Source organism: Carnobacterium gallinarum DSM 4847 (genome assembly GCF_000744375.1).
GTDB classification, from domain to species: Bacteria; Bacillota; Bacilli; order Lactobacillales; family Carnobacteriaceae; genus Carnobacterium; species Carnobacterium gallinarum.
Window position 1 is genome coordinate 1,534,238 of sequence record NZ_JQLU01000005.1, and the last position, 19,839, is coordinate 1,554,076.

Sequence of the window (19,839 nt, forward strand, 5' to 3'; positions counted from 1 at the left end):
GAGGAAGATATGGATAATTTAGTGAAAGATATGACTCAATTTTTAAGAAACAGAAAAAGTGAGACTCTACTTTCTTATAAAAGTAATAGTCAAGATAAGCGTTCTTTAGTTGTAGCCATAATAGACATATTAAGTTGGTTGAAGCTAGGCTACAAAAGAGAATTATGGATGAAAGAAGGAAAATCAGTTAAACAAAAGCCATTAAAAATAAACATGGACTATCCTTGGTGTCAAGAATTAAAGCAATTAGTAGAAGAGGATCACCGATTTTCAGAATATTTTACAATGACTGAAAAAGAATTTGATTTTAATCAAAAAATATCAGATGGCAAGCGTTCGGAAATGCGTAAAACAGCATTTGATTTATATAATCCGCAAATGCGAACTTGATTTTAGTATTAATAGGAATAAGCCTCTTTTTTGTGAAGTTCTTTAGGAACAAATTAATAATTTACAAATGGTGGAGAATTGTATGTATAAATTAGTAACAGATAATGAAGAAATGCAAAAACTAATTAATGGGTACTTTATTTTAATCAGAAATAATCTAGAGATGGCTATGGAGAAATTTGCAAATAGAGAATGTTTTGGAATAGAATCCATGTCTATTTTATTTAAAGAAGATTTAGATGAATATGAGGACCAGAAAGAACTTCAAGAAATAAAAAAGAATCAAGTTGTACTTTTAGCAGAATCTCCAGCTGTTCAAGAAGATGAAAAAATTTATTTATCTTTTAAAGAATTATACTCCTGCTTAGAAAGAGTAGTATATGAGAAATATCTAGCTGATGAAAATAGTCGGAAATTATTTTTAGTGGTGAGAAGACAGCTATGTAATTAAGTTTCATACTAGTAAGAATTAGAAAATGTTATAGAGTATTTTTAAGGAAACCAATCTGGAATTTTAGCAAGTAAATAGGATTTACTTGTGTAAATACCGAGTGATAGAAATAAGAGTTATGAATAAAAAGAAGTTAACAGCTTTTAGAATCTTCTAAAATAACTGTTGATTTCTTTTTTGAAAGTATTTAGTGCTATGAAAATAAAAAATGAATAAATTCTAGTATTTAAATAAAGCCAATACTTCCGTATATGGACGGGACATGATTGCAGGAAGAGGGGAACTTGATGAGTTCTCTAAATTAGCAATTGAATTAAGGGAAGGAAAAAATTATGATACTGGAGAACCTTTAACTGATCTTGAAAAGCTTCAGCATTGGTCAACACTAGCAAGTAGGATTGCGGTAGTGGGAATTGCGGGTTATTATGGAACACGTCCATTATGAAGAATTGAGAAATCAAGGATTTACTATTGAGGACTGTATCATAAATAAAAAACCTCATCCAACAATTGATGGGATTTATGAAATAGACTATCAGGTACCAAAAGAAGTAAAAGGACAGTTGATTCCAAATGAATATAAAAAGATTCCAGAGCCAAAAACTGTCTATGATCCTAAAATATTTTCTAATGAAGACATGTATAATTTAGGAGTAGAAGCTATGCAAAATGGAAAGGTTAATGGAAGAGTAATCAAAGGTATATCATCTAATGGTATAGAATTTACAGGATACTTAGATGACGTAACGGGAGAATTGAAAAATTTTCATCCATCAATGAAGTAATAGGAGGAAAAAATGTACAATTTAATTACAGATAAACTAGAAAAAGAAAAAATAGTTAATCAGTTTTATTTTTTACTTGGAGGCTATATTGAAGATTTTATGATGAAGTTTCTGAATAAAGAATCTTTTAGACTAGATCTAATGGCTGTTTTTTTTAAGAGTGATCTTGATGAAGAGGATGACGAAGAAGAATTGCAAGAAATTAAAGATAATCAAATTTTGCTTGTTTCAGAGTATCCAGCTTCTCCAACTGATGCAAAAGCTTACTATTATTACGATGAATTCTATACTTATCTAAAGAGATACATCGAGGAAAATTATAATGAGGATACTAAACTTCAAGGACTACTAAATGAAATAAAAAAAGAAAATTTAATTAATCAATACTTTTTTTTAATCGGTGGAAATATTGAGGTAATGCTAGAAAAATTTCTAAAAATGGAAGCATTTGGAGTTGATTCCATGGGGATACTTTTTAAGAATGATCTTGATGAAGAGGATGACGAAGAAGAATTGCAAGAAATTAAAAATGATCAAGTTTTGCTTGTTTCAGAGTATCCAGCTTCTCCAAATGATGAAAAAGCTTATTATTATTACGATGAATTCTATACTTATTTAAAGCGATACATCGAGGAAAATTATAATGAGGATACTAAACTTCAAGGACTACTAAAAGAAATAAAAGCGGTTTTTAATCTATAGTACGAATAACAATAGATAAGAAGAAGCTTAAAATGAGAATACTAGATATTTTTGAGGCTGTTAGTTATGGAACGTTTCAAGATTTTCAAAATTATTATAAAGGAGATATCAACGAGGTTGATGAAAACTTAGATTTAAACTTGTTGGTTATGGTAGTAGCCAATGATAAAAATCCAGAAGAAAAACTTAAAATTATAAAATTTTTACTAGAAGAAGGCATCGATATTAACTATGTCACAAAAAAAGAAAAACGAAATGCACTACATTGGCTCTATTTTTGTAACTTCCGCCCACCTGTTGCATACGCACTGGAAGTAACTAAACTTTTGATAAGTTATGGAATTGATCTAAATGCAACAGATAAGTATAATGCAATACCATTAAAATATGCACTGACAATAAATAAATTGCCAACTGCAGATAATAAAGAAATGTATAAGTTATTGCTTACTGAGGGATCTGATTACAATTTAAAAGATATGTTTGGAAAATCTTGTTTGGATTATGCCAAAGAATATTCATGGAGAAACGACTTTTTAGAAATTATTGAGGAGGTTGAACATGACAATAGATAATTCTGATTATGGTGGGTTTGTTGTGTCAAAAAATGTTCTAGCAGGGAAACAAATACACTACACATTTAGGGAAAAATCATCTATTGCCGCATTAAACGGATGGACTGTTTATTCTGTTGCAGATGATGATAAATATGTGAATGAAGCAGATAACTTTCAAGTTGTCAGCGCAAGTACATTATTTAAACTAGCGCCAGTTATGCTGGAATTATTTAATGCTCCATACGGAACGGATTTGTGCTGGTTATATGAGCAAAGGGGTCCATATAGGTTTTTATGATTTGAAAAGTGGACGTGAAAAGAGTATTGAAGAGATTTGATTGAAATTCTTTTAAAGGCATTGGAAAAATCTAAAGGTACAAATACAAACTTAGTTATTAAATCATTAAGTTCTGAATCACTGATTTATACATGAGAACTTTAGTGAATGTATAAGATTCAATTTTTAGATACGAAGGCATTCAAATAAAGTTAAATTGATTGAAACTGTACCTAATGAAATAGTAAAGAATGCATTATGCTTAAAAGCGCTTGCGACCATATGGAAATGCTGTTCTTAAGTTATGTTTATTGGCTAGGAAGACAAAGAAAATCAAAAAGCAATTTGAAAAAGCAAGTGAATCGTATATAATGAATAAGGATAGTTATAAAGTGCTGGTTAAGTTAGCTCTATATAATTTAACAAAATGAGATTGGAGGGATGGATAAATGGATAAATTACCAAACTGCCCAGAATGTGGTTCTGAGTATACTTATGAAGATGGAAGTCTTTTAGTGTGTCCAGAATGTGCGCACGAATGGTCACCAGAAGCTGCTGCGGAAGCGGAGGCTGCTAAGGTTGTAAAAGATTCTAATGGCAATGTTTTAAATGACGGTGATTCAGTTAGTGTCATCAAAGACTTAAAAGTTAAAGGATATCTGAATGCAATTAAATTAGGTACAAAAGTGAAGAGTATTCGTTTGATTGATGGAGATTTAAATGCTGGACATGATATTGATTGTAAAATTGATGGATTTGGTGCAATTAAATTAAAATCAGAATTTGTTAAAAAGATTTAACTAGATAGCAAAAATAGCCCTAACTAAAATCAATTAGATTTTTAGTTAGGGCTATTTTTTGTCTAATTATCCAATTTTAAGAATATTTAAAATAACTTGAGCGAGTACACCACTTACAATATTTTGAAAAAGTTCAGAACAAAATTCATTTCTATACTTTTTTATAATAGTTTCAAATAAAGTTATATTTTCTTCTCTAGCAGCAATCAAGGCTTCTTCACTAGCTTTTTTTACTGGAGAATCAATTTTTAAGGCTGAAATAACTTGAGATAACTCTGCCTCAATAGCTTTCCAATCATAGTTTGTAGTAGTAGTTTGAATAGCGGCATTATTATTACCTAGTTGCACATTGCTATTTGTTAAGTTTCCTAACGTAGTTGAATGATCATCATTAAAACTATCTGTATTATGAGAGTTAATAGAGTGGTCTTCTTGAATCTCGTAGTTCAAGTCCCCTTTAACGGTATGATGGTCTCCATGAATAATTTTTTGTTCAGCGATATTTATTTTATAATCGCCTTTTTGCTTATTAAAGGAAGCTTCAACTATTGCTCTAACTTCATTTAAAAATTGCTGATTATTAAATGAAATTAAGTAATGTTTACCAGAATTTAAGCTGAAAGATAGATAAACTTTTGTATCATTATGTTTTTGATAAAGTGAGTAAATATATAATCCGGATAGAGCACATCCGATTAAGCCTATAATAAATTGTACTCTAAGTAACATCAATGAAATCAAGAATACGATGATAGCTATATAAGGTATTTGAAACTTTCTTTTCCCAGCATAAATTTGTGAAATATTACTTAACTGAATAGTAATGTTAGTAAATTTCAATACATTTCCTGTTATCACAAAAGAATCTGTAATAATTTCACTATCCTTTGTTTCTAAAAATTTTGTTAATTGATTGTACATAACTTTAACGAACTCCTTTAAATTTATTTAACAATAATAATGATAACATATTTATCATTATTATTAAACGTATAAATAAAGTGTGTATTTTATATAATGCTATAAATTATTTTTAAGCTTCCTTTAAGCTTCACCGAGTATAACTTAGTACAGAGCAAATGTACGAATTGCCAATTTAAAGTTAGCGGATTTTTGTTAACTATATTTAGGGGGAAACAGAAATGAATTTTATCAAACGGGCATTATTAAGTACGAAGGCGAAGAAGGGACGTTCCTTTATGTTATTGTTAGTTTTTTCAGCAATTTTGATCTTCGTTTTAGCTGGAATTACGATTCAAAGCGCCTCTAAGGTAGCTACTACCGAAGCCCGAAAATCAATGGGAAGCTCAGTTACACTAGGTGTCAATCGAGAAAATACATTGAAAAAAACTGAAACTACCACGGATAGTTCGACTTCAACGACTGAAGAAAAACGTCCAACACCAGGTTCCTATCAATCGACACCTGTTGACTTGGATACAGCTACAAAAATAGCCGCTCTAGAAAATGTTAAAAGCTATAATTTTATTTCAACAACTTCAGCAGGGGCGGATTCATTTGATCCGATTTCTAGTAGCGATTCAACTGATTCAAGTACAGCGGAGAGTTCAACTACTGAAACCCAGCAAAAAGGTGGGCCTGATGGGAATGGGATGTCTGACGAAGCTGGTGGTGCCAAGTTCGGTCCAGGTGCTGCCCAAGGAGATTTGAATGTTCAAGGTGTCTTATCTACTGCTGATTTGGCTGCCTTTACTGATGGAACAAGCAAACTAACTTCTGGCGAGGCCTTAACGAAAGAAGATGTGGATAAGAATGTTGTCTTAGTTGAACAAAGTCTTGCCGAAGCGAATGAGTTAAAAGTTGGTGATACGATTACAATTTCTAATCCAACTGATGAAACGGCAACTTATGAATTGACGATTAAAGGGATTTACGAAACAACAACTAGCGACAATGCAATGGCAGCGAATTTTAACTTCTTAAATCCATCTAATCAAATCTATGTACCCTATACTTTTGCGAATACATTAAAAGGAGATACCTATGCAAATGGTGTTGACTCAGTTATTTATAATTTAGATGATCCAGAGAATGTTGCAAGCTTTGTTACATCTGCTGAATCGACAGGCTTAGATACAACTACATTCAGCTTGCAAACTGATACAGCTGTATATGAACAAATGATTCAACCGATTGAGAATGTTTCTAGTTTTGCGAATAAGATTGTTATTTTAGTAACAGTGGCTGGTGTGATTATTTTGGCATTAATTATTATGATGACGATTCGTGAGCGTAAGTATGAAATGGGAGTTTTACTTTCTTTAGGTGAAAAACGTTGGAAGTTAATTGCGCAATTTTTTACAGAAATTTTTGTGATCTTCTTAGTGGCTATGTGTGTAGCTGGTGTGAGTGGAAAGTTTGTGGGAAATGTAGTTGGTCAACAATTATTGGATCAACAAACAACAGAAACTACGACGAGTTCAACCGATACGAATTCACAAAATGGTGGACAACCAGGTCAAGGTGGACCTGGAGGCAATCAACGTGGCGGTGGAATGGGTGGCTTTGGCAATTTAGGGGCAACCAATGCAGCTACTGCTAAAAAAATTGATGAATTAAATATTACCGTTTCAACAGCAGACTTAGTCAAATTAGGCGGAATTGGTCTAGGAATTTGTTTCTTATCGATTTTGATTTCTTCTGTGGGAATTGTTCGATTGCAACCTAAAAAAATCTTAACTATGTAAACTAGAAACGGGGGAATTAGAATGATTACAGCAAAAAATGTCGGCTATTGGTATGATAAAGGCAGTACACCACTTTATCAAAATGTGAATTTAACCTTTGAAAAAGGGGTCCTATATAGCATTTTAGGGAGTAGTGGTTCTGGGAAAACAACTTTTTTATCTTTAATAGCAGGTTTAGATAAACCAAAAGAAGGCGAAATTTTTTATGAAGGGACATCGATTAACAAAATGGGCTTAACGAACTTTCGCAATCAAAAGGTATCAATTGTCTTTCAAGCCTATAATTTATTGCCTTATATGACTGCGCTACAAAATATTGTTACAGCAATGGAAATTACGCATTCAAAAGAAAGCAATAAAAAAGAATACGCCTTAAAAATGTTGTCAAAAGTGGGAATTGACGCGGAATTAGCTAATAAAAATGTGATGAAATTATCTGGTGGGCAACAACAAAGAATTGCAATTGTGCGCGCTATGTGTACAGATACGCAATTGATTGTGGCTGATGAACCCACTGGAAATTTAGACGAAGAAACATCACGGGATATTATTCAATTATTCCAAGAATTGGCTCATAAAGAGAATAAATGCATTATCTTAGTAACCCATGAAAAAGAAGTTGCCAATGAAAGTGATGTCTGCATTCAATTGAAAAACAAAGAATTTAGAATAATGACGGTATAGCTTAATTGAAAAGTTAGTATTGAAGTGGTTTTGACCATTTTGATACTAACTTTTTACTCTATTAAGAAACAAACGAGCATGAAGTGAAAATTTTTATGATAGCGGTGTTATTAATTCAATCTTTAGAAAACTTAACGTATAATAGAATAATAGTACAAATTATAATATGGGTTAGCATTATTTCACAAGGAAGAAATGAGTTACTGAATGGGGGGAATAGGTTGTTTAATTATGAACAGATTAAAAATTTAAGCGGATTAGAGTTAACGGTATACCATTACATTATTGAGAATATTCAAGCTGTCCAACGTATGACGATTCGTGAATTGTCTGAGAAAAGTCATGTATCCACCTCAACAATTTTACGTTTTTGTTCTAAGATGGGGTGCGAAGGTTTTTCTGAGTTAAAGTACAAATTAAGAGAAGAAACGGTAGAATCTATTGAAGAACAGTTATATGATCCAAGCTTTCAAGTAGCTTCTTTTTTTAAGAAAATAACAGAAACAAGTTTTGATGAAATATTAGTCAAGGCGACACAGTTAATTTGTGATGCTGATCGAGTTGTTTTTTTAGGAATTGGAACTAGTGGGATTTTAGGAGAATACGGTCAACGTTATTTTTCCAATGTTGGAATTAACTCTTACTCAATCAATGATCCGTTTTTACCAACGCCGAATCGTGGGGTGGAACGAAGCTTGATTATGGTACTTTCTGTTTCTGGAGAAACAACAGAGGTGGTGAAGCAAGCAGTAGAATTACAAAAACTAGGAGCAAAATTAATTAGTATTACAAATGCAGAAACATCAACTTTAGCTAAAATTTCAGATTTGAATATTTCTTATTATATGCCAGATGAACGTGCAAAGCGTTATGATAAAGCTGTAAACTTAACAACACAAGTACCTATTGTCAGTTTAATTGAAATTTTAGCTCATCGTGTGGAACAAGCATTTTTACAAAAAGAAGAATAGCTATATAACAGTCTTTTCAGACGGGATTTGTTCCGTATGAGAAGATTTGTTTTTTTTAACGACACAAATTCCTTTTGAGTGTGAAAAGGTTTTCATAATAATTTAATTAAGGTATACTTCAAAATGTAAACGGAATCATTTTTAGCGAATGTTATTTGTAAGAATGTTAGGAGGAAATTTTACAACAGGATTTATTTTTATAAATAGGATTAATCTAGAACTAGGTATGCACTTATTTTTATTAAATTTGGAGATAGAGAAGGGAAGTTTTAGTCATGGGAGATTGGATGAATAACAAAGTAATACCACAAATTTTAAAGTTCGTTAACCTTAAACCGATTATTGCATTGAAAAATGGGATGCTTTATACAATGCCATTTACAATTGTTGGTTCCGTATTTTTATTACTTGCAAATTTACCAGTAGAGTCTTGGGCAAAATGGGTAACTGATTCAGGTTTAGGCGCTTATTTTAATCAAGCATATGGGGCTTCATTTGCAATTATGGCTATCTTTGCAGTTATTGGAATTGCATACTCTTATGTGAAAAATGAAGGCTATGAAGGTATGGCAGCTGGGATGATTGCGCTGGTTATTTTCATTCTAACCATGTCTTCTAGTATCATGGATCCAGAATCAAAAGTAACAATTGGCAATATTATTAATAAAGACTGGACAGGTGGAAAAGGTATGATTAGTGCCATTATTATTGGGCTAATCGTTGGTGCGGTATACTCATGGTTTATCAAAAATGATATTCGTATTAAGCTTCCAGAAAGTGTTCCAGAAAATGTTGCAAACTCATTTACAGCATTGATTCCAGCGGCTGTTTTAATTACAGGTTCGCTACTTGTCTATATATTCTTTGATAAAGTCTTCAACTCAACAATGATTGAATGGATTTACAATGTGATTCAAACACCATTACAAGGAATAACCGATTCATTTGGTGGAGCATTGCTGATTGGTTTCTTAGTTCCATTCTTATGGTTCTTCGGGGTTCATGGTTCAACAATTGTTAGCGGAATCATGGGTTCATTGTTACAAACAAATTCACTTGAAAACCAAGACATTATTAATGCTGGGAAAGAACTAACACTAGCAAATGGTGGACATATTGTGACACAACAATTCATGGATCAATTCTTAACAACAACAGGTGCAGGTATGACTATTGGTTTAGTTGTTTATATGGTCTTTTTTGCTAAATCAGCTCAATACAAAGAGTTAGGTAAATTATCAATTGGACCAGCAATCTTTAATATTAATGAACCGATTATTTTTGCAACTCCGATTGTAATGAATCCGTTGATGATTGTGCCGTTTATTTTAACACCAGTAGTTTCTTCGGTTATCACATATGTAGCGCTTTATACGGGACTCGTTCCTTTATTTACAGCTGTTCAAGTACCATGGACAACCCCACCAATTATTTCAGGATTATTAATCGGCGGTTGGCGTGCAGCCTTGCTTCAATTCGTTGTCTTAACAATTGGTTTCTTCATCTATTTACCATTTATCAAGAAAATGGATGCAATGAATGTAAAAGTTGAAGAAGGAACTGACTAAAATTAAAAAAAGGATTTGATGAGATGAGTCGTTTAAGAAAAGATTTTTTATGGGGTGGCGCAGTTGCTGCCCATCAATTAGAAGGCGGCTGGGATCAGGGTGGTAAAGGTGTCAGTGTGGCAGATGTGATGACTGTTGGAGCAAATGGAGTTCCGCGGGAAATTACAGATGGCGTTCTACAAGGGAAAAATTATCCAAATCATGAGGGAATTGATTTTTACCATCATTACAAAGAAGACATTAAATTATTTGCGGAAATGGGTTTTAAATGTTTTCGGACATCCATTGCCTGGACACGAATTTTTCCAAATGGTGATGAAGTAGAACCTAACGAAGCCGGTTTACAGTTTTATGATGATTTATTTGATGAATGCTTAAAATACAACATTGAACCAGTGATAACGCTGTCCCACTTTGAGATGCCCTATCATCTTGTGACGGAGTATGGCGGTTGGCGCAATCGTAAAATGATTGATTTCTTTGTGAATTTTGCTAAAGTTTGTTTTACCCGTTATAAAGATAAAGTCAAGTATTGGATGACGTTCAACGAAATTAATAATCAAGCCAACTACAATGAAGATTTTGCTCCGTTTACGAATTCAGGAGTGAAATATAAAGCGGGTGAGAATCGCGAAAAAATTATGTATCAAGCAGCTCACTATGAATTGGTTGCTAGTGCGCTAGCGGTGAAGATTGGTCACGAGATTAATCTTGATTTTCAAATTGGTTGTATGATTGCTATGTGTCCGATTTACCCATTTTCATGCAAGCCTGAGGATATGATGATGGCAGTTAGCGGAATGCACAAGAGTTATTGGTTTACGGATGTTCATGTTCGAGGCTATTATCCGGCTTATTTAGAAAAATATTTTGAGCGAAAAGCCTTTGATTTGGATATTACTGTGGAAGATAAGCTTACATTGCTAGAAGGTTGCGTTGATTATATTGGCTTTAGTTATTATATGTCTTTTGCGACAGAGGCTAAAGCAGATAATCCCGAATACGATTATGATGAATCCGAAGACTTAGTCACCAATCCGTATGTGAAAGCTTCAGATTGGGGCTGGCAAATTGATCCCGTTGGCTTACGCTATGCAATGAATTGGTTCTATGATCGCTATCAGTTGCCATTATTTATTGTGGAAAATGGTTTTGGTGCAATCGATCAGATTGAAGCAGATGGAACAATTAACGATGACTATCGGATTGATTATTTAAAGGCACATATTGACTCAATGATTACGGCTGTTGATCAAGATGGCATTGATTTGCTAGGATATACGCCTTGGGGGTGTATCGATTTGGTTAGTGCTGGGACTGGAGAAATGAAGAAACGTTACGGATTTATCTATGTGGATAAGGACAATAACGGAGAAGGTACGTTAGAGCGTAAGAAGAAAAAATCCTTCGATTGGTACAAAGAAGTCATTGCTACTAACGGAGAAGTTTTATAAATTAAAGTAGATGGAGTGAAGAATAATGGCAGATAAAACAATTATGTTAGCCTGTGCAGCAGGTATGAGTACAAGTTTATTAGTAACAAAAATGGTGAAAGCCGCAGAAGCACAAGGTTTAGACGCAGATATCTTTGCAGTATCGGCAACTGAAATTGATGACAATGTTGCTAAAAAACCAATCGATGTTGTCATGTTAGGCCCGCAAGTTCGATTTATGAAAGATGAAGTGACGAAAAAACTTGAACCAAAAGGTATTCCTGTAGCTGTAATTGATATGGCTGATTATGGCATGATGAAAGGCGATAAAGTTTTAGCAGCAGCATTAGCATTACTATAAAAATAAAAAGGAAGAAAAATCATAAAATGATTTTTCTTCCTTTTGTGTTTATTTCAAAATAAATTTACCGGGATGTGCTTCGGTAACGCCATCCGCAAGTGTATAGATAGTTTCCCCACGTAAAATTGTGTGAACCACTTGTGCGCCAATTTTGCGACCAATGTATGGGCTGATTTTATTTTTATATTCCAAATCTTCCGCTTTTAACGTATATGGCGCATTTGGTTTAATGAAGACAAAGTCAGCATCTTTTCCAATTGAGATACTTCCTTTATGATCTAAGTCATAACGCTTTGAAGGAGTTGTTGCAATGATTTCAGCAAAACGAGTTAAGGACATGCCGCGTTTTTGAACACCTTCATCAAATAAAACATCGACATTATTTTGTACGCCAGAAATACCACCCCATGCTTCAAATGCATTATCAGTTTCTTTTAAATCAGGAGTACAAGGTGAGTGATCAGATGTTACAAAGTGGATTTCACCTGATAAAACTTTTTTCCACATACCATCTTGATTTTCTTTGTCGCGAATGGGTGGTGAACATTTTACTACAGGACCAATTGCATCTAGCTCAGAAGTATCAAAATATAAATAATGTGTACACGTTTCGCAAGTTACGTCCACACCTTCATTGCGAGCTTTAGTCACTTCATCTACCCCTTCAGGACAAGCTACATGGCAAATATGAATCCGACAACCCGTTTCTTTAGCAAATAAAATGGCACGTCTAATAGGTTCAACTTCCGTAAATTTAGGACGACTTGCAACATAAGCAGCTAAAGTAGTTTCCCCATTTTTATACGCTAATTCACCTAATCTATCTGTAATTGCTGCATTTTCAGCATGAATCGCTAGTACTTTCCCAGTTGTCGCAATTTGTTTCATTCCTTCATATAAAGAATAATCATCGACATTCATAAAATCACCATCAATGCTACGATCCCCACAAGTTGCCATAAAACATTTGTAAGCAGCAACGCCACCATCATTCAATTCTTGAATACCAGACTCTAAGTTAAAGGGCACAAGTCCACCAAATGAACCAACATCGGATGTTAATTTATTTTTACCAGCATCGTATTTAATCTGTAAAGATTCGCCATCAACAGTAGCAGGTACTTGATTTAAAGGCATTTCCATAAATGAAGTTACGCCACCTTTAGCGCAGGCTTTTGTTCCAGTTAAATAGCCTTCCCATTGGTCGCGGTAACCGCCACCAGGATCTGTAATATGAACATGGGCATCCACCATTCCAGGGCTTACAATTAATCCAGTTGCATCAATAGTTTCTTTTGCTTCCCCAAGTTGAGTGCCAATTGCTACAATCTTCCCAGCTGTGACAGCAACATCTGTTTGGATTTCTCCATTTTCTAAAATTACCAATCCATTCTTAATCATTAAATCATATGCCATTTGTTTTTCCTCCTAAAATTTAGTGTATGTGACAGTTTACGTTCTGCAAACTGGTTAAACTCATTGAGTTTTTTCTGATTTGAAATGGGTTAATAGCCAGTAAATCAAGACGGCTAAACCAAATCCCACCAACCAAGACAGATTAGAAATCATTTGTAAGGCTGGGATAAATTGCCCACTGATTGAAACAAGTAAAGCAATAATAGTTGCTAGATAAGCTTCTTTATTGATTCCTTTATAAGGGTTTTTACTATTATCAGCTTTCATATCCATATAAAGTGCATCTAAATCAATCTTTTGTTTCTTCACTAGATAAAAGTGAGCCAGCATAACACCAGCAACAGGTCCTAGGACGGCTCCAATAATGTTTAAGAAAGCGAAAATGCTATTGGCATTTTCCATTAATTTCCAAGGCATGATTAGATAGCTAATTACAGAAGCGATGATAACGCCTTTTTTGTAATTAATGGTTTTTGGGAAGAGCGCTGATAATTGATAAGCAGCAGGAATGATATTTCCAGTTGCATTTGTTGAAATAGTTGTTAATAAAAAGACGAGCATCGCTACACAAATTGCTGGCAAACTATCCCATTTTTCAACAATTTCGAGAACGTTCCATTCTTGAACACCGTAGTGAATCGAACCGCCAATTAAAATAGCTACACTTGAGAAGGCGAAGATAATATAACCAACTAAAAAGCTAGCTGTTTGTCCAATAGCTTGTGCACGAGTAGATGTAGCATTTTGTGTGAAATCAGAAACACTAGCACCGGGAGCAGCCCAAACGGCTAAAACTGACGTAATAATCATGAGATAAACAAACAAGGGTGCATTATGTTGTACGTTGTCACCACTTGGAATAAAAGCTAGAATATTACTGATTCCGCCTCCAACCTTAATTGCCCAAATGGCCATACCGCCAAAAACGACATAAATCAATGGATTTAGAATCGCAGTAAATTTATTTAAAGCTCCACCGCCACCAATTCCGATTAGCAGATTGACACCCCAGAATAAAGTAAAGGCGATTAAGCCAGGCAAACTTAAGCCAAAAAAGCTAAAGTCGCCACCAAGAGTTAAAAATCCCGGCCAAATTTTCCCGATTAAAATCAGTAGCGCCAAAGAACCTGTATAATTCTGTAATCCAAACCAGGCAATTGCTGCCACACAACCACGAAGAAAGCCCGGTAATTTGGCACCTAAGTCTCCATAAGTCGAGCGCAAATGCATCGCAAAAGGAATACCGTATTTTGAACCAGCAACACCGTTAAAGACCATAAATGCAGATACAACGATGGCACTTAGAATAAGAGCAAAAATCACATTGATCGGAGAGAGACCTAAAAAGAGGAACCCTCCAACTGCTGTGTAATTAGGGATATTATGAACGGAACCCATCCATAATGTAAAATAGTTCTTGGCCTTCATATTCCGTCGTTCTTTGGTTTTCGGTAGCATATCTGCATTATAACCACGTTGTTGATATTTTTCTACCTCTTCATTGCTTACAAAGTAATCTGTTTCTTTCATTCTTTTACAAGACCTCCTTTTTTTGATTCAGTTAAGTGTAAATTGAAATTCACTAAGAAAAGCGCTTACATAAAATAGAAGTGAACAAAATTTTTATATAATTTATTGATAATGCTACTATAAATTTACTTTATAGTAGTTAGATAATTTAACATAACTTATCATCTTTCACTAAGTTTATCGGGTCTAGGAGTGAAATTCTTTATACATTATAACTAAATAGGTGAACCTGATTTGGTTATAATGTATAAAATTAGCGAGCTGTCACAGGTTTTTTTGTTACATACCAAAGAGTAATTCCACCAAAAATCATTAATAGAGCTGCAAAATAAAAACCGAAAACTTTGGATCCGGTTAAATCAGAGCTTACTGCAGTAAAGTAAGGGGACAAAACAGAGCCTAACATTCCAAAAAAATTGAATAATCCAAAAGTTAATCCATAATTTTCAGGAGTAGTAATCTCAGCTACATAAGATACAATAATTGGATCAATCGCTAATTTTCCAAAAAATCCATAGCCAATCAGGGCAATAAATAACCAAATCTGTGAAGTTGCTTCAGCGCTTAGATAAAGAAAGAGTGCAGCTAAGAAGATTAACACGACAATGATAGTTGTTTTATTTTGGTTAAATCGATCCGAAATCCGAGCAAAAATAATGGCTCCCGGTAATGCTGCAAAAGCACTAATTGCTGCGATATAGCCAATCATCATACCAGTAATGCCACGCTCTGTTTGCAGAAAATTCGGTAACCAAGTTGCCAACATATAATAACCATAGCAAATAGTAAAGTAAGCAAAGGCAGCAACAATTAATTGTTTATTGAAGAGTTTAAGGAACGGAATTTTTTTCGTTGTAACGTTAAGTGTTGATTTGTCACGTTTCAAAGTTGAGGGTAGAAATTTTATGAAGACAATTAGCGTAGAAGCAATTAAAGCGGCAGTAATAAAAAGTAAAGTACGCCAATCCAAACCTAAAAGACTTAAAAAAGTTGAGCCAATCATCCCAGCACCCATTCCAATCGCAGTTCCACTATTAATAACAGCATTAGAAAAAGTTCGACGATTTAAAGGGATCATTTTAATAGAGAGAGAATAGGAGCAAGCAAAGAAAACGCCACTGGTTAAGCCAGAAAAGAAATTTGCAATATAGAGTGTTTGAACCGAATGGGCGAAACCCATTATTAAGGTAGAAAGAGCAAAGATGAGAAAACTAGGAACTAGTATTAATTTTTCACCAAAACGGTCAGAAAGGGCGCCAGCAGGAAATTGAATAATGGTATAGGCTAGAAAGTAGGAACTAAACACTAGTGATAATTGTGTATCGGTTGCAATCGATAGGCTTGCTTTAATTGAGGGTAAAACAGGGTTTAAGACGGTGCGACTAATCCAAATAACAGTCCAGCCTAAAAATAGAATGAAAATCATTAATTTCCAATTTGTTTGAGGTGATTCGTTTTTATTTTCCATAGTTTTCTCCTTAGGATAGTTGATACATATGAATCATTTATGTAAGCAGGAGGGAGTAGCGTTCTATATTTTATATTATGTTACCATAATATTTAAGTGAAGTTCATGTTGTAAGTGGATAAAATGTAAGCGCGATCTTTATCTATCAACGTTATTGACAGAAAAAAACTAATTCTCTAGTCAGCTAAGAACAGGAGAATTAGTTTTTGAGGTTAATCTAAGATAATTGGTTCTTGTGTAAGTACCGTTTCAAATTCAGCAATTTCATTTGAAATAATCCCGTTTCGTTGTGCATGTTGTTCTCGAGTATCAGGCGTTCGTCCGTGAGCTTTTTTAAAGCCTTCTGTTTTTAGCCAAGCTTTTTGTTGTTTTTCGCTATCCCAGCGACTTGTAACAACAATCTCAGAAAAATCAGGGCTAGTCCCTTTTTTTTGCCAGATTTCAAATCCTAGGAATCCATCTATTCCAGTAATGCTAGCTTTAGCGTGGCCCCCATTAAATCTAGCTACAACTTGTTCTACTTGATCTTTTTCTATTTTAATTGTATTCGTTACAATGAACATATTATTTCCCCCTAATTCTAATGTAAATGTTCTCTTTTATTTAGTGAGTTAGCCATAAGTATAGAAAATTTTGATAACGTTGTCAATTAATCTTAACTAAAGTGTTTTAGCTGAAAAAAGTTGAAATAATAAATGTAATTGAGAATCGAACTCAATTAAAAACATTGTGAAATCTTAATTTATCTATTTAGTCTGATTTCTAGATTGTAATAATTCGTTTGACGAAACAATTTTAATTTGGTATTATTATTAAATAAGATAAATAATTTTATCTAATCTAATTTTCAAAAAAGAGAGGACGAGTAAAAATGAATTTAATCAACACTAAATTGTTTGACTTTGAAGCAGATGCTTATCAAAACGGGGAATTTTTAAAAGTAAATACTGAAGATATTTTAGGTAAATGGAGTGTTTTCTTCTTCTACCCAGCTGATTTTTCATTTGTTTGTCCAACTGAATTAGGTGACGTTCAAGATCACTATGAAGAATTTAAAAATAGTAATTGTGAAATTTATTCTGTATCAATGGATAGCCATTTCGTACATAAAGCGTGGGCTGATGCAACAGATACGATTGCGAAAATTCAATACCCAATGTTAGCAGATCCAACTGGGAAAATTGCTCGTTTCTTTGGCGTACTAGATGAAGAAGCTGGACAAGCTTTCCGCGGTTCATTTGTTGTGAATCCTCGTGGTGAGATTAAAGCATACGAAATTCATGATATGGGAATTGGTCGTAATGCAGATGAATTATTAAGAAAAGTTGAGGCTGCTCAATTTGTTGAAGAACATGGCGATCAAGTTTGCCCGGCAAACTGGAAACCAGGTGCGGATACAATTGCTCCAAGTTTAGACTTAGTTGGTAAAATCTAATAGAGTTCGTTAATGGATCAGCTTAATTCCAGTATTTTTGGAGTTAAGCTTTTTTTAAGAGATGACAGTAGTTAAGAATTGGAGGCGTAGTAAGTTATGAGTGAAGAAATTTATGATTTAGTAATTATTGGTGGTGGGTCGGCAGGTTTATCAGCTGGTATTTACGCTGGACGTGCGATGATGGATACGTTAATTATTGAAAAAGAAAAAATCGGTGGACAAGTAACAACGACTTCTGAAATTGTAAATTATCCGGGGGTTCGTCGTACAACAGGCCCAAGTTTAATGGATGAAATGTATGCACAAGCACAAGATTTTGGCGTTGAATTTACAACGGATGAGATTGTTGATGTCGATTTCGATAATGATGTAAAAGTGATTAAAGCGAAGAACGGCACGTATCAAGCACGAGCTGTTGTGATTGCAACAGGTGCATTTGCTCGTAAAATTGGTTTCCCTGGAGAAGTTGAATTTACAGGTCGTGGAATTGCTTATTGTTCAACTTGTGATGGTGAATTCTTTAGTGGATTAGATATTTTTGTATTAGGTGGCGGTTATGCAGCAGCGGAGGAAGCTGTTTTCCTAACTCGTTATGGGAAAAGTGTGACGATGATTATTCGTGAGCCTGATTTTACTTGTGCAAAAATGACAGCCGATCAAGCGAAGAATCATCCTGATATCAAAATTATTTACAATACCGAAGTAAAAGAAGTCACTGGTGATGATTTTATGAAGAAAGCTGTTTTCATTAATAATGAAACAGGTGAGACGTTTACTTATGAAGCTTCTGAAGAAGATGGCGCGTTTGGTATGTTCGTTTTTGCTGGAAATCAACCAAGTACAGAGATTTTCAAAGATAAGATTGAATTGAATCCACAAGGCTATATTCCAACAGATGACTTTATGGAAACCAATGTTGCAGGTGTTTATGCAGCAGGTGATTTACGTATTAAAGAATTGCGCCAAATTGTGACAGCAGTCTCTGATGGAGCAATCGCAGCGACAGCCGCTCAAAAATATGTGACAGTTGAAAAAGAACGCTTAGGCTTGCCAACAATTTCGCAACGTGTATTAGATAAAGCGAAAACAGCTGTCGCAAAAGCAGTTGAAAAACCAGCAGCAACTAAAAAAGCGGATAACGTGAAAACAGACGGTTGGTTCCCAGATAGTATGAAGGAACAGTTAAAAGGGATCTTTGCCAAATTAACTAAGACGGTTACTTTAGTGAACTTACTAGATCAAGCTGATCCAAAATCAGTTGAATTAGAAGGCTTTTTGCAACAAATTGCAAGCTTAAGCAATCAGATTGTATTAGAATCTAAAACAGTTGGACAGGATGCTGAATTTGAAGCAAAAATTCACTTAACGCGTACACCTGCAGCAGTATTGTTAGACGAAAATGCCAATTATACTGGAATTAAATTCAGTGGGATTCCAAGTGGTCATGAGCTAAATTCATTAGTATTAGCAATCTATAACGTTGGGAGTGACGGTCAGCCGATTGAAGCACCGATTGTAGATCGCATTAAAGAATTGCCAAAAGCTAAGATTGAGATTTGTGTTTCTTTAACGTGTCACTATTGCCCAGATGTAGTAGCCGCTTGCCAACGAATTGCTTCATTAAATCATAACGTAGAAGCAGAAATGATTGATACAGGTCTATTTCCAGAATTGAAAAAAGAGAAGAAGATTATGAGTGTGCCAGCAATGATTATTAATGGTGAGCAAGTCATCTTCGGTGCAAAAAATATGGATGAAATCTTAACAGCGCTAGAAGCAACAAAATAGTTTAAATTAAATCCCTTATAAAATAAAGTCAGAATGCAAGTGCTAACTTTTATTTTATAAAGGGATTTTTTTGCATTGTATCATTAAGTTATCCACTTCACTAAATTATAAAACGTACTGTATGCGGATAGTTTGCAAAACGATCTATTATTTGATAGTGATGAACCAATTACTACCTTAGACATTCAAGATCAGGTTACTGTATCTGATGCTATTTCAACTAAATTTGGTTTGAATGTGTCTAACTTAAAAGAGATAGATCCGTTGATTCCAAAAACATACAAAATCAGGGGAAGTACTGCAGAAAAATTAGAAAATTTAGTTTATAAAGACAAAAGGAAAAATAAAAAATAACTGGAACAAAAGGGGTTATTTCCGATTTTGTAGATAATGCTATTTTGATACATCTACATCAATAGTGATAATATATATTACTATTAAGAATACTTTATCTTACTTTAAGTCGAATGTTTAACTTTTCATTGTCCTATTCGTTTTATTTTTTAAAAGTCATT

At 34.0% G+C, this 19,839-nt stretch carries 22 protein-coding genes; 17 read left to right on the plus strand and 5 right to left on the minus strand.

Annotation, left to right across the window (positions count from 1 at the left end):
* Nucleotides 1-9: 9 nt before the first annotated feature.
* The 8 genes from BR43_RS11825 to BR43_RS11860 all read left to right on the plus strand — a co-directional run bounded on the left by BR43_RS11825 (nucleotide 10) and on the right by BR43_RS11860 (nucleotide 3,962).
* On the plus strand, nucleotides 10-390 hold the full coding sequence (locus BR43_RS11825) for a hypothetical protein (RefSeq protein ID WP_157464017.1): 381 nt from the start codon (nucleotides 10-12) through the stop codon (nucleotides 388-390).
* Between the two features lie 82 nt (nucleotides 391-472).
* Nucleotides 473-841, plus strand: a complete 369-nt coding sequence (locus BR43_RS11830; protein WP_034562192.1) for a hypothetical protein — start codon at nucleotides 473-475, stop codon at nucleotides 839-841.
* A gap of 262 nt (nucleotides 842-1,103) precedes the next feature.
* Entirely contained in the window at nucleotides 1,104-1,286 is a 183-nt protein-coding gene (locus BR43_RS11835; RefSeq protein ID WP_034562194.1) for a hypothetical protein, read from the plus strand.
* 4 nt (nucleotides 1,287-1,290) lie between these two features.
* A complete protein-coding gene (locus BR43_RS11840) occupies nucleotides 1,291-1,626 on the plus strand; it encodes a CdiA family toxin C-terminal domain-containing protein (RefSeq protein ID WP_169741053.1) in 336 nt (111 codons plus the stop codon).
* 12 nt (nucleotides 1,627-1,638) lie between these two features.
* A complete protein-coding gene (locus BR43_RS11845; RefSeq protein WP_034562197.1) occupies nucleotides 1,639-2,328 on the plus strand; it encodes a hypothetical protein in 690 nt (229 codons plus the stop codon).
* Nucleotides 2,329-2,360: 32 nt separating this feature from the next.
* On the plus strand, nucleotides 2,361-2,903 hold the full coding sequence (locus tag BR43_RS11850; protein ID WP_034562199.1) for an ankyrin repeat domain-containing protein: 543 nt from the start codon (nucleotides 2,361-2,363) through the stop codon (nucleotides 2,901-2,903).
* The gene (locus BR43_RS11855) at nucleotides 2,890-3,183 is read left to right on the plus strand and encodes an immunity protein Imm33 domain-containing protein (RefSeq protein ID WP_342668048.1); all 294 of its coding nucleotides are present in this window, start codon (nucleotides 2,890-2,892) and stop codon (nucleotides 3,181-3,183) included. Before BR43_RS11850 ends, BR43_RS11855 begins: the two co-directional genes overlap by 14 nt.
* A gap of 428 nt (nucleotides 3,184-3,611) precedes the next feature.
* Complete coding sequence (locus tag BR43_RS11860) at nucleotides 3,612-3,962, plus strand: zinc ribbon domain-containing protein YjdM (protein WP_034562201.1); 351 nt, start codon at nucleotides 3,612-3,614, stop codon at nucleotides 3,960-3,962.
* 66 nt (nucleotides 3,963-4,028) lie between these two features.
* Here BR43_RS11860 and BR43_RS11865 read toward each other — a convergent pair whose 3' ends face one another.
* Nucleotides 4,029-4,883, minus strand: coding sequence for a hypothetical protein (locus BR43_RS11865; RefSeq protein WP_034562203.1), 855 nt, complete (start codon nucleotides 4,881-4,883; stop codon nucleotides 4,029-4,031).
* A gap of 221 nt (nucleotides 4,884-5,104) precedes the next feature.
* Here BR43_RS11865 and BR43_RS11870 point away from each other — a divergent pair, with 221 nt between their 5' ends.
* The 6 genes from BR43_RS11870 (at nucleotide 5,105) to BR43_RS11895 (ending at nucleotide 11,687) form a co-directional block, all read left to right on the plus strand.
* Nucleotides 5,105-6,670 carry an ABC transporter permease gene (locus tag BR43_RS11870; RefSeq protein WP_034562204.1) on the plus strand — a complete coding sequence of 522 codons (1,566 nt, stop codon included), beginning with the start codon at nucleotides 5,105-5,107 and terminating at the stop codon, nucleotides 6,668-6,670.
* Between the two features lie 21 nt (nucleotides 6,671-6,691).
* On the plus strand, nucleotides 6,692-7,354 hold the full coding sequence (locus tag BR43_RS11875; protein WP_034562205.1) for an ABC transporter ATP-binding protein: 663 nt from the start codon (nucleotides 6,692-6,694) through the stop codon (nucleotides 7,352-7,354).
* A gap of 221 nt (nucleotides 7,355-7,575) precedes the next feature.
* Nucleotides 7,576-8,325: a MurR/RpiR family transcriptional regulator gene (locus tag BR43_RS11880; protein ID WP_034562207.1), complete on the plus strand. Its 750-nt coding sequence runs from the start codon at nucleotides 7,576-7,578 to the stop codon at nucleotides 8,323-8,325.
* A 275-nt stretch (nucleotides 8,326-8,600) separates the two neighbouring features.
* Nucleotides 8,601-9,893 (plus strand): PTS sugar transporter subunit IIC, encoded by a 1,293-nt coding sequence (locus tag BR43_RS11885; RefSeq protein ID WP_034562209.1) that lies wholly within the window; start codon nucleotides 8,601-8,603, stop codon nucleotides 9,891-9,893.
* 23 nt (nucleotides 9,894-9,916) lie between these two features.
* Nucleotides 9,917-11,347, plus strand: a complete 1,431-nt coding sequence (locus BR43_RS11890; RefSeq protein WP_034562210.1) for a 6-phospho-beta-glucosidase — start codon at nucleotides 9,917-9,919, stop codon at nucleotides 11,345-11,347.
* A 25-nt stretch (nucleotides 11,348-11,372) separates the two neighbouring features.
* Entirely contained in the window at nucleotides 11,373-11,687 is a 315-nt protein-coding gene (locus BR43_RS11895) for a PTS sugar transporter subunit IIB (protein ID WP_034562213.1), read from the plus strand.
* Between the two features lie 48 nt (nucleotides 11,688-11,735).
* On the opposite strand, the gene allB is transcribed toward BR43_RS11895, so the two are convergent.
* From allB to BR43_RS11915, 4 genes are all read right to left on the minus strand, one after another.
* A complete protein-coding gene (gene allB / locus BR43_RS11900; RefSeq protein WP_034562215.1) occupies nucleotides 11,736-13,103 on the minus strand; it encodes an allantoinase AllB in 1,368 nt (455 codons plus the stop codon).
* Nucleotides 13,104-13,163: 60 nt separating this feature from the next.
* Nucleotides 13,164-14,633: an allantoin permease gene (gene allW, locus BR43_RS11905; RefSeq protein WP_034562217.1), complete on the minus strand. Its 1,470-nt coding sequence runs from the start codon at nucleotides 14,631-14,633 to the stop codon at nucleotides 13,164-13,166.
* Nucleotides 14,634-14,886: 253 nt separating this feature from the next.
* Nucleotides 14,887-16,101 carry an MFS transporter gene (locus BR43_RS11910; RefSeq protein ID WP_034562220.1) on the minus strand — a complete coding sequence of 405 codons (1,215 nt, stop codon included), beginning with the start codon at nucleotides 16,099-16,101 and terminating at the stop codon, nucleotides 14,887-14,889.
* 212 nt (nucleotides 16,102-16,313) lie between these two features.
* Complete coding sequence (locus BR43_RS11915; RefSeq protein ID WP_034562222.1) at nucleotides 16,314-16,664, minus strand: antibiotic biosynthesis monooxygenase; 351 nt, start codon at nucleotides 16,662-16,664, stop codon at nucleotides 16,314-16,316.
* Nucleotides 16,665-16,972: 308 nt separating this feature from the next.
* Between BR43_RS11915 and ahpC the strand changes: the two genes are divergently transcribed.
* The 3 genes from ahpC to BR43_RS11930 all read left to right on the plus strand — a co-directional run bounded on the left by ahpC (nucleotide 16,973) and on the right by BR43_RS11930 (nucleotide 19,678).
* The gene (ahpC, locus tag BR43_RS11920; RefSeq protein ID WP_034562224.1) at nucleotides 16,973-17,536 is read left to right on the plus strand and encodes an alkyl hydroperoxide reductase subunit C; all 564 of its coding nucleotides are present in this window, start codon (nucleotides 16,973-16,975) and stop codon (nucleotides 17,534-17,536) included.
* Between the two features lie 96 nt (nucleotides 17,537-17,632).
* Nucleotides 17,633-19,324: an FAD-dependent oxidoreductase gene (locus BR43_RS11925; RefSeq protein WP_034562227.1), complete on the plus strand. Its 1,692-nt coding sequence runs from the start codon at nucleotides 17,633-17,635 to the stop codon at nucleotides 19,322-19,324.
* Nucleotides 19,325-19,456: 132 nt separating this feature from the next.
* Nucleotides 19,457-19,678, plus strand: a complete 222-nt coding sequence (locus tag BR43_RS11930) for a hypothetical protein (RefSeq protein WP_034562229.1) — start codon at nucleotides 19,457-19,459, stop codon at nucleotides 19,676-19,678.
* The last annotated feature ends 161 nt before the right edge of the window (nucleotides 19,679-19,839 follow it).